Source organism: Streptomyces cynarae (genome assembly GCF_025642135.1).
Lineage (GTDB): Bacteria > Actinomycetota > Actinomycetes > Streptomycetales > Streptomycetaceae > Streptomyces > Streptomyces cynarae.
Genome location: NZ_CP106793.1, coordinates 4,452,750 through 4,467,337, shown reverse-complemented (window position 1 = coordinate 4,467,337; position 14,588 = coordinate 4,452,750). Strand labels below are relative to the sequence as shown.

At 70.4% G+C, this 14,588-nt stretch carries 12 protein-coding genes, 1 tRNA gene and 1 pseudogene; 5 read left to right on the top strand and 9 right to left on the bottom strand.

The genetic code is table 11. The features are described from left to right. Nucleotides 1–51: 51 nt before the first annotated feature. Nucleotides 52–1,806 (bottom strand): SDR family oxidoreductase, encoded by a 1,755-nt coding sequence (locus N8I84_RS20505; protein ID WP_263230862.1) that lies wholly within the window; start codon nucleotides 1,804–1,806, stop codon nucleotides 52–54. Between the two features lie 261 nt (nucleotides 1,807–2,067). Here N8I84_RS20505 and N8I84_RS20500 point away from each other — a divergent pair, with 261 nt between their 5' ends. The 5 genes from N8I84_RS20500 to N8I84_RS20480 all read left to right on the top strand — a co-directional run bounded on the left by N8I84_RS20500 (nucleotide 2,068) and on the right by N8I84_RS20480 (nucleotide 5,921). Beyond that, on the top strand, nucleotides 2,068–3,030 hold the full coding sequence (locus N8I84_RS20500) for an ABC transporter ATP-binding protein (RefSeq protein ID WP_263234835.1): 963 nt from the start codon (nucleotides 2,068–2,070) through the stop codon (nucleotides 3,028–3,030). Further along, entirely contained in the window at nucleotides 3,020–3,928 is a 909-nt protein-coding gene (locus N8I84_RS20495; RefSeq protein ID WP_263230861.1) for an ABC transporter permease, read from the top strand. The genes N8I84_RS20500 and N8I84_RS20495 overlap by 11 nt, the downstream gene beginning before the upstream one ends. Continuing rightward, the gene (locus N8I84_RS20490; RefSeq protein ID WP_263230860.1) at nucleotides 3,925–4,836 is read left to right on the top strand and encodes an ABC transporter ATP-binding protein; all 912 of its coding nucleotides are present in this window, start codon (nucleotides 3,925–3,927) and stop codon (nucleotides 4,834–4,836) included. The genes N8I84_RS20495 and N8I84_RS20490 overlap by 4 nt, the downstream gene beginning before the upstream one ends. Before the next feature lie 10 nt (nucleotides 4,837–4,846). Continuing rightward, a complete protein-coding gene (locus N8I84_RS20485) occupies nucleotides 4,847–5,566 on the top strand; it encodes an ABC transporter permease (protein ID WP_263230859.1) in 720 nt (239 codons plus the stop codon). 139 nt (nucleotides 5,567–5,705) lie between these two features. Further along, nucleotides 5,706–5,921, top strand: a complete 216-nt coding sequence (locus N8I84_RS20480; protein ID WP_103837239.1) for an SGM_3592 family protein — start codon at nucleotides 5,706–5,708, stop codon at nucleotides 5,919–5,921. A 13-nt stretch (nucleotides 5,922–5,934) separates the two neighbouring features. Here the strand turns inward: N8I84_RS20480 and N8I84_RS20475 are convergent. The 8 genes and pseudogenes from N8I84_RS20475 to N8I84_RS20440 form a co-directional block, all read right to left on the bottom strand. After that, a tRNA-Ser gene (locus N8I84_RS20475) sits at nucleotides 5,935–6,019 on the bottom strand. Nucleotides 6,020–6,337: 318 nt separating this feature from the next. Beyond that, on the bottom strand, nucleotides 6,338–7,168 hold the full coding sequence (locus N8I84_RS20470) for an HAD family hydrolase (RefSeq protein WP_263230858.1): 831 nt from the start codon (nucleotides 7,166–7,168) through the stop codon (nucleotides 6,338–6,340). Beyond that, complete coding sequence (gene serS / locus N8I84_RS20465; protein WP_263230857.1) at nucleotides 7,165–8,442, bottom strand: serine--tRNA ligase; 1,278 nt, start codon at nucleotides 8,440–8,442, stop codon at nucleotides 7,165–7,167. The genes N8I84_RS20470 and serS overlap by 4 nt, the downstream gene beginning before the upstream one ends. 519 nt (nucleotides 8,443–8,961) lie before the next feature. Continuing rightward, nucleotides 8,962–9,894, bottom strand: coding sequence for a prephenate dehydratase (pheA, locus tag N8I84_RS20460; protein WP_200421689.1), 933 nt, complete (start codon nucleotides 9,892–9,894; stop codon nucleotides 8,962–8,964). A 102-nt stretch (nucleotides 9,895–9,996) separates the two neighbouring features. Further along, nucleotides 9,997–11,246: pseudogene (gene efeB, locus N8I84_RS20455) on the bottom strand (iron uptake transporter deferrochelatase/peroxidase subunit). An 8-nt stretch (nucleotides 11,247–11,254) separates the two neighbouring features. Then, nucleotides 11,255–13,369, bottom strand: coding sequence for a copper resistance protein CopC (locus N8I84_RS20450; protein ID WP_263234834.1), 2,115 nt, complete (start codon nucleotides 13,367–13,369; stop codon nucleotides 11,255–11,257). Nucleotides 13,370–13,427: 58 nt separating this feature from the next. Beyond that, the gene (locus N8I84_RS20445) at nucleotides 13,428–13,880 is read right to left on the bottom strand and encodes a copper chaperone PCu(A)C (RefSeq protein WP_390899045.1); all 453 of its coding nucleotides are present in this window, start codon (nucleotides 13,878–13,880) and stop codon (nucleotides 13,428–13,430) included. A 26-nt stretch (nucleotides 13,881–13,906) separates the two neighbouring features. Further along, nucleotides 13,907–14,581, bottom strand: coding sequence for an SCO family protein (locus N8I84_RS20440; protein ID WP_263230856.1), 675 nt, complete (start codon nucleotides 14,579–14,581; stop codon nucleotides 13,907–13,909). Nucleotides 14,582–14,588 lie beyond the last annotated feature (7 nt).

Genomic DNA, 14,588 nt, shown 5'->3' with positions numbered 1-14,588 from the left:
GCCCAACCGACCTGTAAGAGACAAGGGTTCGCCAACTCCCTTGTCATCTGGTCACAGTGGCGGATCGATCCGTGCGATCGCGCGCAACACCCCAGGCGCAATGCGGGACAACAGTCGCGCACTGCGTGCTTCCGGGGTGACCGGTACGACCGCCTGGTTGCGGACCACCGCCCGAAGAACGGAGTCGGCGACCCTCTCCGGACGGTAACCACGCAGTCCGTACAGCAGGTTGGTCCTCTGCTGGAGTCGCCTCTCCTCCTTCGCGTCCACGCCCACGAACCGTGCCGTCGACGTGATGTCCGTGTGGACGAAGCCGGGACAGATCGCCGACACTCCGATGCCTTGCGCGGCCAACTCCGCGCGCAGGCACTCGCTGAGCATCAGGACGGCCGCCTTCGAGGTGCTGTAGGCCGGCAGCACTTTCGACGGCTGGTACGCGGCCGCCGACGCGACGTTGACGATGTGGCCGCCCTGACCGCGCTCGGCCATCTGCTTTCCGAACAACCGGCAACCGTGAATGACGCCCCACAAGTTGACGTCGAGCACCGTGCGCCAGTCTTCGGCGGTCGTGTCGAAGAAGGAGCCGGACAGCCCGATTCCGGCGTTGTTCACCAGGACGTCCACCACCCCGTATGCGGCGGCGACTTTCTCGGCGAGCTTCTCCATCGCCTGCCCGTCGGAGACGTCGACCGTCTCGGCCCAGGCCTCCGGAGCACCGCCTCGCCGGGCCAACTCGGCTGCCCCGGCGGCGCCTTCGCCGTTTCGGTCGACCGCCACCACGCGCGCTCCGGCCTTGGCGAACGCGACCGCCGTGGCCCGCCCGATGCCGCTGCCCGCTCCTGTCACCAGCACGAGTTGACCGCCGAACCGCTCCGCGTGCCGCCCGCTCCCCACGGGCGCAGACCGGCCGTCCTCCACGGCGGTCACGAACTCCGCGATCCAGGCCGTCACTTGGTCGGGCCGTGTGCGCGGGATCCAGTGCTTGTCGGGCAGCGTGCGGCGGGTCAACCGCGGTGCCCACCGCTCCAGTTCGTCGTAGAGGTGCTCCGACAGAAACGCGTCCCCCAGTGGCGTGATGAGTTGTACGGGCGCGTGCGCGTACGCGTCCGGGCGTGGGTGGCGCAGCCTCGGCCGTACGTTGTCCCGGTACAGCCAGGCCCCGTTGGCCGCGTCCGAGGGGAGCGACGGGGTCGGGTGGTCGCCGCCGGGCAGCCGCTCGGCGCGCCGCAGGATGCCGGGCCAGCGTCTGCCGAGCGGTCCGCGCCACGCCAGCTCCGGCAGGGCGGGGGTGTGCAGCAAGTAGACGTACCAGGACCTGGCGCCCTGCTCCAGCAGCTGGCCGACGCGGCGCGGGGTCGGCCGGCGGACCCGCCGCTTGATCCACTGTCCGAGGTGGTCGAGGGACGGCCCCGACATCGATGTGAACGACGCGACCCGGCCCTCGGCACGCCCGGCGGTGACGAACTCCCAGCCCTGCACCGAGCCCCAGTCATGCCCCACCAGGTGCACCGGCCGACCGGGACTGACCGCGTCGGCGACCGCCAGGAAGTCGTCCGTCAGCTTCTCCAGCGTGAAACCGCCGCGCAGCGGCTTCGGCGCCGTCGACCGGCCGTGGCCGCGGACGTCGTAGAGCACGACGTGGAAGCGGTCGGCGAGGCGGGGCGCCACCTCGGACCAGACCTCCTTGCTGTCCGGGTAGCCGTGCACGAGCACCACCGTGGGCCGCGCCGGGTCGCCCAGCTCGGCCACGCACAGCTCGATCCCGCCCGTCCGCACCCGGCGCTCGCGCGCCCCCGTGAGAGCCACTCGTCCCCCTCTTCCGTCACTGGCACCTGGTGTGTCACCTCACACCGGCGAATGTCGCAGTTGTTAGAGGTGGCGTCAACAGCGGCCCCGCAGTCTGTGGAAAACCACCGTGATGGGGACAATGCGCCGCCCGTGCCGCGCTCGTCGCCGTTCGACCTGAGGGTGACCCTTACGGGCCCGTAATACTCGAGTCGGACCCCCAGACAGCTCTGCGGTCTGACGACGGCAGTGGCCGACGTCACTACCGTCGATGTCGTGACTGTGATCGCGACCGAAAGCCTGAGCAAGCGGTTCCCGAGGGTGACCGCGCTTGACCGGCTCTCCGTGGACGTGGGACCCGGCGTGACCGGACTCGTCGGAGCGAACGGAGCCGGCAAGTCCACTCTGATCAAGATCCTGCTGGGTCTGTCCCCCGCCACCGAGGGCCGCGCCGAGGTGCTCGGCCTCGACGTCGCCACCAAGGGCGGCGCCATCCGCGAGCGTGTCGGATACATGCCCGAGCACGACTGCCTGCCGCCCGACGTGTCGGCCACCGAGTTCGTCGTGCACATGGCCCGCATGTCCGGCCTGCCTCCGACCGCCGCCCGCGAGCGCACCGCGGACACCCTGCGCCACGTCGGCCTGTACGAGGAGCGCTACCGCCCCATCGGCGGTTACTCCACCGGCATGAAGCAGCGCGTCAAGCTCGCCCAGGCCCTGGTCCACGACCCGCAGCTGGTGTTCCTGGACGAGCCGACCAACGGTCTCGACCCGGTCGGCCGCGACGAGATGCTCGGCCTGATCCGCCGCGTGCACACCGACTTCGGCATCTCGGTCCTGGTCACCTCCCACCTGCTCGGCGAGCTCGAGCGCACCTGCGACCACGTCGTCATCATCGACGGCGGCAAGCTGCTGCGGTCCAGCTCCACCCGGGACTTCACCCAGACCACCACGACCCTCGCGATCGAGGTGACCGACTCCGACGAGCACCCGGACGGCACCCGCGCGGTGCGGGACGCGCTCCACGCGCGCGGGGTGACCACACAGGACGGCAGCGGCCTGCCGGGCTCCGGCCACATCCTGCTGCTGACCGCGGAGGGCGAGCAGACGTACGACCTCGTCCGGGACGTCGTCGCCGACCTCGGTCTCGGCCTCGTCCGTATGGAGCAGCGCAGGCACCACATCGCTGAGGTCTTCAAGGACAGCGACGCCGAGCGGAAGGAGGCGGTCGGTCATGGCGGTTGAGCAGCCCCTGGCCCACGAGGCCGAACAGACCCGGATCCACAACATCGGCTACCGCTCGTACGACGGCCCGCGCCTGGGCCGCGCCTACGCCCGCCGCTCGCTCTATTCGCAGTCCCTGCGCGGCGCCTACGGCCTCGGCCGCTCGGTGAAGTCGAAGGTGCTGCCGATGCTGCTGTTCGTCGTGATGTGCGTTCCCGCGCTGATCATGGTCGCGGTCGCGGTCGCCACCACCGCAAAGGACCTCCCCGTCCAGTACACGCGCTACGCGATCATCATGCAGGCCGTCATCGGCCTCTACGTCGCCTCGCAGGCACCCCAGGCGGTCTCGCGCGACCTGCGCTTCAAGACCGTTCCGCTGTACTTCTCCCGCCCCATCGAGACCGCCGACTACGTCCGCGCCAAGTACGCGGCGCTGGCCTCGGCGATGTTCATCCTGACGGCCGCGCCCCTGCTCGTCCTCTACGTGGGCGCACTGCTCGCCAAGCTGGACTTCGCCCACCAGACCAAGGGATTCGCCGAAGGACTGGTCTCCGTGGCCCTGCTCTCCCTGCTGTTCTCCGGAATCAGCCTCGTCATCGCGGCGGCGACGCCCCGGCGCGGCTTCGGTATCGCCGCCGTCATCGCCGTCCTGACCATCTCCTACGGAGCCGTCTCGACCATCCAGGCGATTGCGGAGGTCCACTCGGGCAGCTCCACGGCCCTGGTGTGGATGGGCCTGTTCTCGCCCATCACCCTCATCGACGGGGTGCAGACCGCCTTCCTCGGCGCGAACTCGTCCTTCCCCGGCGGGCACGGGCCCTCGACCGCGCAGGGAGTCGTCTTCCTCCTCGTCGTCCTCGGACTCATCGCCGGCAGCTACGGCCTGCTGACGCGCCGCTACCGAAAGGTCGGACTGTGACCACGCTCACCATCGACCACGTCTCCCGCTGGTTCGGCAATGTGGTCGCCGTCAACGACGTCACGATGACCATCGGCCCCGGAGTCACCGGCCTGCTCGGCCCGAACGGCGCGGGGAAGTCCACCCTCATCAACATGATGGGCGGCTTCCTCGCCCCCTCCACCGGCTCCGTCGCCCTCGACGGACAGCCGGTGTGGCGCAACGAGGAGATCTACCGGCACATCGGCATCGTCCCGGAGCGGGAGGCGATGTACGACTTCCTCACGGGCCGCGAATTCGTCGTCGCCAACGCCGAGTTGCACGGACTGGGCGCCAAGGCCGCCCAGCGGGCCCTTGCCACGGTCGAGATGGAGTACGCACAGGACCGGAAGATCTCCACGTACTCCAAGGGCATGCGGCAGCGCGTGAAGATGGCGTCCGCCCTCGTGCACGACCCGTCGCTCCTGCTGCTCGACGAGCCGTTCAACGGCATGGACCCGCGCCAGCGCATGCAACTCATGGAGCTGTTGCGGCGTATGGGAGCCGAGGGCCGCACCGTGCTCTTCTCCTCCCACATCCTCGAAGAGGTCGAGCAACTGGCCTCGCACATCGAGGTGATCGTCGCCGGACGGCACGCGGCGAGCGGCGACTTCCGTAAGATCCGCCGCCTGATGACCGACCGCCCGCACCGCTACCTGGTGCGTTCCAGCGACGACCGGGCACTCGCCGCCGCGCTGATCGCCGACCCGTCGACGTCCGGTATCGAGGTCGACCTCGCCGAGGGCGCGCTGCGCATCCAGGCGATCGACTTCGGCCGGTTCACGACGCTGCTGCCGAAGGTCGCGCGAGAGCACGGCATCCGGCTGCTCACGGTCTCGCCGTCCGACGAGTCCCTCGAGTCCGTCTTCTCGTATCTGGTCGCGGCGTAGGAGGCCGAAGATGTACGACCCCACAGTCGCCCGGCTCACCTACCGCGGCCTGCTCGGCCGCCGCCGGGCCCTCATTCTCGGCGCGCTGCCGGGCCTGCTGATCGTGATCTCGGTGGTCGTCCGGGCGCTGACCGGCGCCGACGACCAGGTCGCCCACGACCTCCTCGGCGGGTTCGCGCTCGCGACCATGGTGCCGATCATCGGCGTGATCGCGGGTACCGGCGCGATCGGGCCCGAGATCGACGACGGCTCGGTGGTGTACCTGCTGGCCAAGCCGGTGAAGCGGTCCACGATCATCTTCACCAAGCTGATCGTCGCGATCGCCGTCACCATGGCGTTCTCCGCGCTGCCCACGTTCATCGCGGGCATGATCCTCAACGGCAACGGCCAGCAGATCGCGGTCGCCTACACCGTGGCGGCGCTCGTCTCCTCCATCGCCTACGCCGCGCTGTTCCTGCTGCTCGGCACGGTGAGCCGGCACGCGGTGGTGTTCGGCCTGGTCTACGCGTTGGTCTGGGAGGCGCTCTTCGGCTCGCTGGTCTCCGGGGCGCGCACGCTCAGCGTCCAGCAGTGGTCGCTGGCCGTGGCCCACAAGGTCTCCGACAGCTCCCTGGTCACCTCCGACGTGGGGCTGCCCACCGCCACGGTCCTGCTGATCGTGGTGACCGTGGCCGCCACCTGGTACGCGGGGCAGAAGCTGCGGACGCTGACGCTGGCGGGCGAGGAGTGACAGTCCCTGCGTGGCTGGAGCCGGGGCCTCGGCGGGGCCCCGGTCTTCTTTCTCTTTTCGAAGCCTTTTTTGACAGGGGTTTCACACCTGCCTCGGCACACTGGGCAAAGGGGATGCGCGACAGCGGAAAGGACCGGGGATGACTGCGGACGAGGCCGGGGAGACGTGGGACGGCGTCGAGTTCGACGAGGACTTCATACGGTCCGCGTCGACCAGGGAACCGTCCGCGCGCGCCCGGATGCTGGCAGCGCGCTGGCGCAACGAGGCGCCCGCCCCCCAGCCGTGGCGCTCGGACGAGCCGCCCGCCGGCTGGTTCTTCAGCAAGGCCCGACGCCGCAGGTGGCGGCGGCGGTAGCGATCAGGTTCTGCGGAGGATGCGCGGATCGAACGCGCGCGGGGGCGACCCCGACCACGGCTTAGCAAGCCGGTGCCTTTCCACTCGGCCAATCCTCCGGGTGGGCGGCCCACGCGAGAGTGCTCGCGCGCTCGAAGCGGCCGCCCCGGACAGCTCCCCGTGCGGGGCGGACTCGACGGAGGGATAACTACTCCGGAGCCCGCCGCGGGCTGCCCTGCCGGGAGCTCGGCGTACTGCCGTGCATGGACATCGCCCAGCTCCTCTCCCAGAACGTGGCGCCGGCCTGATCCGGCGTCGCGGACATGACTACTGTGCCCGTTCGCCGAATCGGGTGCCACTGAATAAAAGCCGCGCAGTCCGGCTTCCCGGACGCTCGACCAGGGACCCGCCACGCCGACCTGATCCGAAGACAGGCCCTAGCCCAGCAACCGCTCCAGCACCACCGCGATGCCGTCCTCGTCGTTGGTCAGCGTCACCTCGTGCGCGACCTCCTTGAGGTCCGTGTGCGCGTTGGCCATGGCCACACCGTGGGCCGCCCACGCGAACATCGGTATGTCGTTGGGCATGTCGCCGAAGGCGATCGTCTCCGCGGCCTTCACACCGAGGCGGCGTGCCGCCAGTGACAGACCCGTCGCCTTGCTCAGGCCGAGGGGGAGGATCTCCACGATGCCCTCGCCCGCCATGGTCACTCCGACGAGACCGCCGGCGGCCTGCTGCGCCGCCTCGGCGAGTTCGTCGTCGCTCAGGGTCGGGTGCTGGAGGTAGACCTTGTTCAGCGGCGCCGACCACAGATCCGCCGCGTCCTTGATCGGCTGGTACGGCAGCGGCCCGTCATGGACCCGGTAGCCCGGCCCGACCAGGACCTCCCCCTCCAGGCCGTCCCGGCTCGCCGCCAGCAGCAACGGGCCCACCTCCGCCTCGATCTTCGCCAGGGCCAGACCCGCTATCTGCCGGTCCAGCGTCACCGACGTCAGCAGACGGTGCTCGCCCGCGTCGTAGACCTGCGCTCCCTGGCCGCACACGGCGAGACCCCGATAGCCGAGGGCGTCGAGGACGGGGCGCGTCCACGGGACCGCGCGCCCGGTGACGACGATGTGCGCGGCGCCCGCCGCGGTGGCTGCGGCGAGCGCCTCACGTGTCCGCTCCGAGACCGTCTCGTCGGAGCGCAGGAGCGTCCCGTCGAGGTCGGTCGCGATCAGCTTGTAGGGAAACGTGGACGGAAAACCGGCATGTTCTCCCGTGCTCACTTGGCCACGGGCTCCAGCAGCTCCCGGCCGCCCAGGTAGGGGCGCAGGACCTCGGGCACCCGCACCGAGCCGTCGGCCAGCTGGTGGTTCTCCAGGATCGCCACGATGGTGCGCGGTACGGCGCACAGCGTGCCGTTCAGCGTCGCCAGCGGCTGCACCTTCTTGCCGTCGCGCATGCGGACCGCCAGCCGGCGCGCCTGGAAGGTGTCGCAGTTGGAGGCCGAGGTCAGCTCGCGGTACTTGCCCTGGGTCGGGATCCAGGCCTCGCAGTCGTACTTCCGCGACGCCGACGCGCCGAGGTCACCGGTCGCCACGTCGATGACCTGGAACGGAAGCTCGAGCGAGGTCAGCCACTGCTTCTCCCACTCCAGGAGCCGCTTGTGCTCGTTCTCGGCGTCCTCGGGCTCGATGAACGAGAACATCTCGACCTTGTCGAACTGGTGCACGCGGAAAATGCCCCGCGTGTCCTTGCCGTAGGTGCCGGCCTCGCGGCGGAAGCACGGTGAGAAGCCCGCGTAACGCAGCGGCAGTTTGTCCGCGTCGATGATCTCGTCCATGTGGTAGGCCGCGAGCGGGACCTCGGAGGTGCCCACCAGGTAGAAGTCGTCCTTCTCCAGGTGGTACACGTTCTCGGCGGCCTGGCCGAGGAAGCCCGTGCCCTCCATGGCGCGCGGGCGGACCAGGGCCGGCGTGAGCATCGGGGTGAACCCGGCCTCCGTGGCCTGCGCGATGGCCGCGTTGACGAGCGCCAGCTCCAGCAGGGCGCCGACACCCGTCAGGTAGTAGAAGCGCGAGCCGGAGACCTTCGCGCCGCGCTCCACGTCGATCGCGCCGAGGGCCTCGCCGAGCTCCAGGTGGTCCTTGGGTTCGAAGCCCTCGGCGGCGAAGTCGCGGATGGTGCCGTGCGTCTCCAGGACGACGAAGTCCTCCTCGCCGCCGACCGGGACGTCGGGGTGCACCAGGTTGCCGATCTGGAGCAGGAGGCGCTTGGTCTCCTCGTCGGCCTCGTTCTGCTCGGCGTCGGCCGCCTTGACGTCGGCGGCCAGCTGGCTCGCCTTCTTCAGCAGCTCGGCCTTCTCGTCGCCGGTGGCCTTGGGGATCAGCTTGCCGAGCGCCTTCTGCTCGGAGCGGAGCTCGTCGAAGCGGACGCCGGACGACCTGCGCCGCTCGTCGGCGGAGAGGAGGGCGTCGACGAGCGCGACGTCCTCACCACGGGCGCGCTGGGAGGCGCGAACACGGTCGGGGTCCTCACGGAGCAGGCGAAGGTCAATCACCCCTCAAGGCTACCGGTGCGGAGTTCCGGGACACGACCGCGTATTCCGATCCGCAGGGCATGGTTCCGTTATGGGGCAATTAGGTCAGGTGTCAATAAAAGAGCGCCGGTCGCCGGAAAGGGTCAACTCGTCAAGGGGTCGCTGACGCCACTTCCTTGAGTTGGCCCGGTTTTCGGGTTCGCTCGTCCACAGGCGTCCACAAGCCCCGAAGGGTTATCCACAGGCTGTGCGGAAGATCTGTGGACACCGGAGGTGATCATTCCGAAAGCTCTGTGGGAGGCGCCGAATTCCTGGTTCAAACCACCGTCATCCGCACTTTCGGGTGGAAAGAGGTCGCTCCAACGGGTTGATCGAAAGAAACAGGTGGACAACTGTGGCGTACGCGATGGTGGACGGCCGGGGGTCCGTAGAGCGATTTGTCGACTCAATGATGCCGCGCTGTCGACTTGTCCCCAGATCGAGAACGGCGCCTGTGGATAACTTCTGTGGACAACGAAAATCTGCAGGTAGGACGAGACGCTAGAACCGGCCGTCCTGGCAGCGCGCCACCCAGTCCGCGGCCGAGGCGAACTCGTCGTCCGACGTCCCCGGCAGCGGGGCCCGCACGGCGTCCGGCTCGATGTCCGCCCGCGGGTACGAGCCGAGGAACCGCACCTGCAGGCAGATCCGCTTCAGCCCCATCAGTGCCTCGGCGACCCGGCGGTCCGAGATGTGGCCCTCGGCGTCGATGCAGAAGCAGTAGTTCCCGATGCCGGCTCCCGTCGGGCGGGACTGGAGCAGCATCAGGTTGATGCCCCGCACGGCGAACTCGCCCAGCAGGTCGCGCAGCCCACCGGGGTGGTCGTCCCGCTGCCACAGCACGACGGAGGTCTTGTCCGCGCCCGTCGGTGCGGCCGGCCGGGCGGGCCGGCCGACCAGCACGAACCGTGTCTGCGCGTTCTCCGCGTCGTGGATGCCGGTCTCCAGCGCCTCGAGGCCGTAGCGGGCGGCGGCGAACTCACCTGCGAACGCCGCGTCGTAGCGGCCCTCCTGGACCAGGCGGGCGCCGTCCGCGTTCGACGCCGCAGACTCCCAGACGGCGTCCGGGAGGTTGGCCTTCAGCCAGTTGCGGACCTGGGGCTGGGCGGCGGGGTGCGCGGTGACCGTCTTGATCTCGGAGAGCTTCGTGCCGGGGCGGACGAGCAGCGCGAAGGTGATCGACAGGAGCACCTCGCGGTAGATCATCAGCGGCTCGCCGGCGACCAGTTCGTCGAGCGTGGTGGTGATGCCGCCCTCCACCGAGTTCTCGATCGGCACGAAGGCGGCCTCCGCCTCGCCGCTGCGGACGGCGTCGAGCGCCGCCGGGACGGACACCATCGGGACGAGCTCACGGGTCGCGGCCTCGGGCAGCGTACGGAGGGCGACCTCGGTGAAGGTGCCCTCGGGACCGAGATACGCATAGCTGGCTGGCATGCCCTCACCCTAATGCGCCGTGCCGACGCGCGGCTCGCAGCTGGGGAAAGGGCACCCCATCGAGGGCCTGCCCCAGCCGGCCTGATCCGAAGAAGACAGGCCCTACCCCTCCAGCAACCGCTGCCCCACGTACTCCCCCTTCGCCGCGCCGCCCGGCACCGCGAACAGGCCGCTCGCCTCGTGGCGTATGTACTGCGACAGCGCGTCCCCCCGGTCGAGCTTGCGCTGCACGGTCACGAAGCCGCGCAGCGGATCCGCCTGCCAGCAGATGAAGAGCAGGCCCGCGTCCGGTGTCCCGTCCGCGTCGAAACCGTCGTGGTAGGAGAACGGGCGGCGGAGCATCGCCGCGCCGCCGTTCTGGTCGGGTCGGGTGATCCGTGCGTGGGCGTTGATCGGGACGACCAGCTTGCCGTCGGCGTCGGTCTTCTCCAGGTCCATCTCGCTGGTCTCGGTGCCGCCGCTGAGCGGTGCCCCGTCGGACTTGCGGCGGCCTATGACGTCCTCCTGGGCCTTGAGCGAGAGCTTCTCCCAGTCGTCGAGGAGCATGCGGATGCGGCGTACGACGGCGTAGGAGCCGTTCGCCATCCACGCCGGGTCGCCGGACGCGGGCACGAAGATGCGCTGGTCGAAGTCGGTGTCGCTGGGCTTGGGGTTGCGGGTGCCGTCGATCTGGCCCATGAGGTTGCGGGCGGTCATGGGGTGCGCGGTCGCGCCCGGCGAGCGGTTGAAGCCGTTCATCTGCCAGCGCAGCCGGGCCGCGCCGCCCGCGTCCTTCTGGATCGCGCGCAGGGCGTGGAAGGCGACGAGCGCGTCGTTGGCGCCGATCTGCACCCACAGGTCGCCCTCGCTGCGGGACTTGTCGAGACGGTCGGAGGAGAAGTCGGGCAGCGGGTCCAGGGCGTCCGGGCGCTGATTCTCCAGTCCGGTACGGGAGAAGAAGCTGTGTCCGAAGCCGAAGGTGACCGTCAGGGAGGAGGGGCCGGCGTCACGGGCGACGTCGGTGTCGTCGTGCGCGGCCGGTTCGCCCGCCATCAGCCGCTCGGCGGTGGTGGACCAGCGGCGCAGCAGTGCGGCGGCCTCCTTGCGGCGGCGCCCGCCGCCAGGTCGAAGGCGACGAGGTGGCCGCGGGCCTGGAGGGCGTCGGTGATGCCGGGCTGATGTTTCCCGTGAAACGTCGCCCGGTCCGCGCCCAGCGAGGTCAGCGGAGCGCTCTTCTCGGCGGGCGCGGCGGCGTATCCGGCGGCCCCGCCCGCGGCCCCGAGCGCGAGGCCGGTGGCGCCCGCGGTGCCGAGGAGCCGTCGCCGTGTGATGGCCGCTCTGGGGGTGGTGGTGTCGGTGGACTGGTCAGCCATCGTGGGGTTCAGCCGATCTGCGCGTTCTTGTTCACGGTCACTTGGTCGATGTCGGAGGTCCGCACGGTCACCTCGATCTTCCAGTCGCCCGCCATGGGGATCTGGACACCGCTCGCCGACCAGTGGCCGGTGGCGACGTGGTCGGGCGCGATCGGCAGCGGTCCGATGTCCCTGGCCTGAAGCGTGAAGGCGACCTTCACCTCCGGGACGTCGAAGGCCTTGCCGTTCGGGCGCGTCACGTAGACGTGCAGCACGTTGCCGCCGACGCGGGCCGGGTCGAGGGTGAGCCGCACGGTGCCCTTGCCGTCCTGGCCGCCCGTGTCGAAGGGGATGTTCAGCGACAGGGACCCGGAGCGCTGCGATGTGGCGGAGCCGGTGAGCGCCTTGGCCGCCTCTTCCGTGCGCCCGGGTTCCGTGGTGGTCAGTGCGGTGGTGACGGCGAGCAGGACGACGGCGACGGCCGCCTCGGCGAGGACGGAGCGCCGCAGCCCGGTACGGACGGGGTCGGCGTCCCGCACCCGCTTGGCGCGTGCGGCGGCCACGGCCGCCCGCTGCCGGGCGAGCTGGGCGGCACGCTCGGAGTCACCGGACCCCGCGGACGCCTTGCCGGACGCTCCGGCCGTACGGGAGGCGCCTTCCGCCCGGGAGGCTTCCGGCCCGCTCGCCTCCGCCGACGTCTCCTCGTCCGACGCCGACGCCGACGCCGATGCCGATGCCGATGCCGACGCCGATGCCGATGCCTGCGCCGACGCCTGCGCCGCGACCGTCGCCCGCTTCTTCTGGGCCGTGTCCTGCGCGACGTCGGCTGGAGCGTCCGCCAGCCGGGCCGTCCACCGCCGCGAGATCCACGCGATCCCGATGAGGACGGCGACCAGGCCGACCTTCACCAGCAGCAGCTGCCCGTATGTCGTACCGGTCAGCGCCGACCAGGAGCCGACCTGGCGCCAGGACTGGTAGACCCCGGTCGCGGCCAGCGTCACGACGCTGCCGAACGCGAGGCGCGAGAAACGCCGTACGGCTGCCGCCCCCATCGACGGCGCCCGGTACAGCGCGACGAGCAGCGTGGCGAGTCCGCCCAGCCAGACGGCGACCGCCAGCAGGTGCAGGACGTCGACGGGCATCGCGATGCCCGTCTGGATGCCGGTCGAGGCGTGTTCGGCCATCGCCCAGGTCGCCGCGAGCCCCGCCGCGATCACGGTTCCGCCGATGGCGAGCCCGAAGGTGAGGTCCCGCTTCTCGGCGGACGGATCGACGGCGCCCTCCCCGGCGTCCGCATCCGGGGCGGCCTCCCCGGCATCCGCCCCGGCGGCCGCCTCTTCCGCGTCCCGCCTCACATAGGCGCCGAACAGCACCGCGATGAACAGCGCCGCGGCCGCGAGCAGCAGCAGCCGGGACACCAGCGCCGCCCCCGCCTTGGTCTGCAGCACCTGCCCGATCAGGGACAGGTCGAAGATGTCGGCGACCTTGCCCGAGCCGGTGTACGAGCCGCGCAGGAGCAGCAGCGCGAGGGTGGCCGAGGTGAGGGCCACCCACCCGGAGACGACGAGCCGCTGCACGGCCCGCACCCCAGCGCCCCGCTGCCAGCAGGCGAGTACGAAGGCCGCTCCGCCGATCAGCACGATGTACCCGGCGTAGGAGACGTACCGCCCGATCCCGTAGAGGGTGCCGACGACCCCGCCGCCCACGGTCGGACCGGAGGCGGAGACCGTGGTCGCGGAGGGGGCGCCGATGGAGAAGGTGAAGGCTCCGGAGACGGGGTGGCTGTCGGCGGACACCACCTGGTAGGTGACGGTGTAGGTGCCGCCCGGGAGCCCCGGCCGCAGCTGCACGCCGTAGGTCGTGCCACTGAGGTTGGTCGGCTTCCCGGTGTCGACGCGCTGCCCCCGGGGGTCGAGGACGCGCAGCGAGCTGTCCGAGAACGCGACCTGCTCGGAGAAGGTGAGCGTGACCTGGGTGGGCGCCTTGTCGACCACCACTCCCTGCGCGGGGTCGCTGCCGAGCAGTGCCGCGTGCGCGGAGGCGGGCGCGGCGCCGGCGAACAGCCCGCCCGCGACGGCGAGCAGCAGCGTCAGCAGCAGGCGGGCCGCGCGGATGCGGACCGTGCGCCGGGACGCCGTATGGATGGTGCTCGGAACGGCGCGCCCGCCGGGAGCGATGGCCTGCGTCACGGTGGTGCCTCCCTCAGTGGCCGGTCTTCGGGTTGTACGTCGCCGGCTTCACGGGCATCTCGACGGTGACCGTTCCGGATTTCGCGAAGTGGAGCTGTACGGACACCTTGTCGCCCTGTTTCGGCTTGTGGGTGAGCTTTTCGAACATGAGGTGGTTGCCACCGCTGGTGAAGTCCAGCTCGCCGTGCGCGGGCACGGCGAACGACTTCTCCTCCTCCATGGCGCCGCCCTCGGTGGAGTGCAGCGTGACGTCGCCGGCGAGGCCGCTGGTGACGGAGGTGAGGGTGTCGGCGCCGCCGGAGTTGGTGACGGTGAAGAAGCCGGCAGCCATGTCGGCGGTGACGGGCTGGGGCATGTAGGCGCCGGTGACCTTCAGTTCCGGCTCGGCGGAGGAGCCGCCCGAGCCGCCGCAGCCGACGAGCACCAGTCCGCCGCAGCCGGCGAGGACCATCCCCGCGGCCAGCATCGCGACGGGGCCGCCGAGGCGGCGGCTCACGGGTTCTCCCCCTTGATGATCTTGGGTATGTCGCGGATGTAGTCGTCGACGGTGGCGTCCTGGCCGTAGACCACGTAACCCCCATTGGTCTTCGGCGAGAACGCGATGACCTGGGTGCCGTGGGTGGAGACGATCTTGCCGTCCTTGTCCTTCTTCGGCGGCTCGATGCTGATGCCGAGGGTGCGGGCGCCGGCCTGGATGGTGGAGAAGTCGCCGGTCAGGCCCACGATGGACGGGTCGATGCCCTTGAGCCATGTGCCGAGCGCCGAGGGGGTGTCGCGCTCAGGGTCGGTGGTCACGAAGACGATTCGCAGCGAGTCCTTCTGCGCCTGGGTCAGTTGCTTGCTCCGGTCCACCTCCTTCTTGGCGACGGCGAGGTTGTTCATCGTCAGCGGGCAGACGTCGGGGCAGTGGGTGTAGCCGAAGTAGATCAGCGTCGGCCTGTCCTTGGTCTGCGCGCGGAGGTCGTACTTCTTGCCGTGGGTGTCGGTGAGGACGAGGTCCGGCTTCTCGAACGGCTGGTCCAGCACCGTTCCGGCCTTGTCGGAGCCGGGCTCCGCGGACACGACGGCGACCGGCTTGTCGCCGCTGTCGCCGGACCCGCAGGCGGTGAGGGTGAGCGCGGCGGTGGCGAGGAGCGCGGCCGCTGCGAACGTCTTCTTGGTGCGCATAGAGAAA

What these genes read in the sequence shown, in the direction of transcription:
- N8I84_RS20495 (WP_263230861.1), top strand. Translation starts at nt 3,020, where the DNA reads ATGGCGGTTGAGCAGCCCCTGGCCCACGAGGCCGAACAGACCCGGATC.
- N8I84_RS20485 (WP_263230859.1), top strand. Translation starts at nt 4,847, where the DNA reads ATGTACGACCCCACAGTCGCCCGGCTCACCTACCGCGGCCTGCTCGGC.
- N8I84_RS20480 (WP_103837239.1), top strand. Translation starts at nt 5,706, where the DNA reads ATGACTGCGGACGAGGCCGGGGAGACGTGGGACGGCGTCGAGTTCGAC.
- pheA (WP_200421689.1), bottom strand. Translation starts at nt 9,894, where the DNA reads ATGCCAGCCAGCTATGCGTATCTCGGTCCCGAGGGCACCTTCACCGAG.
- N8I84_RS20445 (WP_390899045.1), bottom strand. Translation starts at nt 13,880, where the DNA reads ATGCTGGCCGCGGGGATGGTCCTCGCCGGCTGCGGCGGACTGGTGCTC.
- N8I84_RS20440 (WP_263230856.1), bottom strand. Translation starts at nt 14,581, where the DNA reads ATGCGCACCAAGAAGACGTTCGCAGCGGCCGCGCTCCTCGCCACCGCC.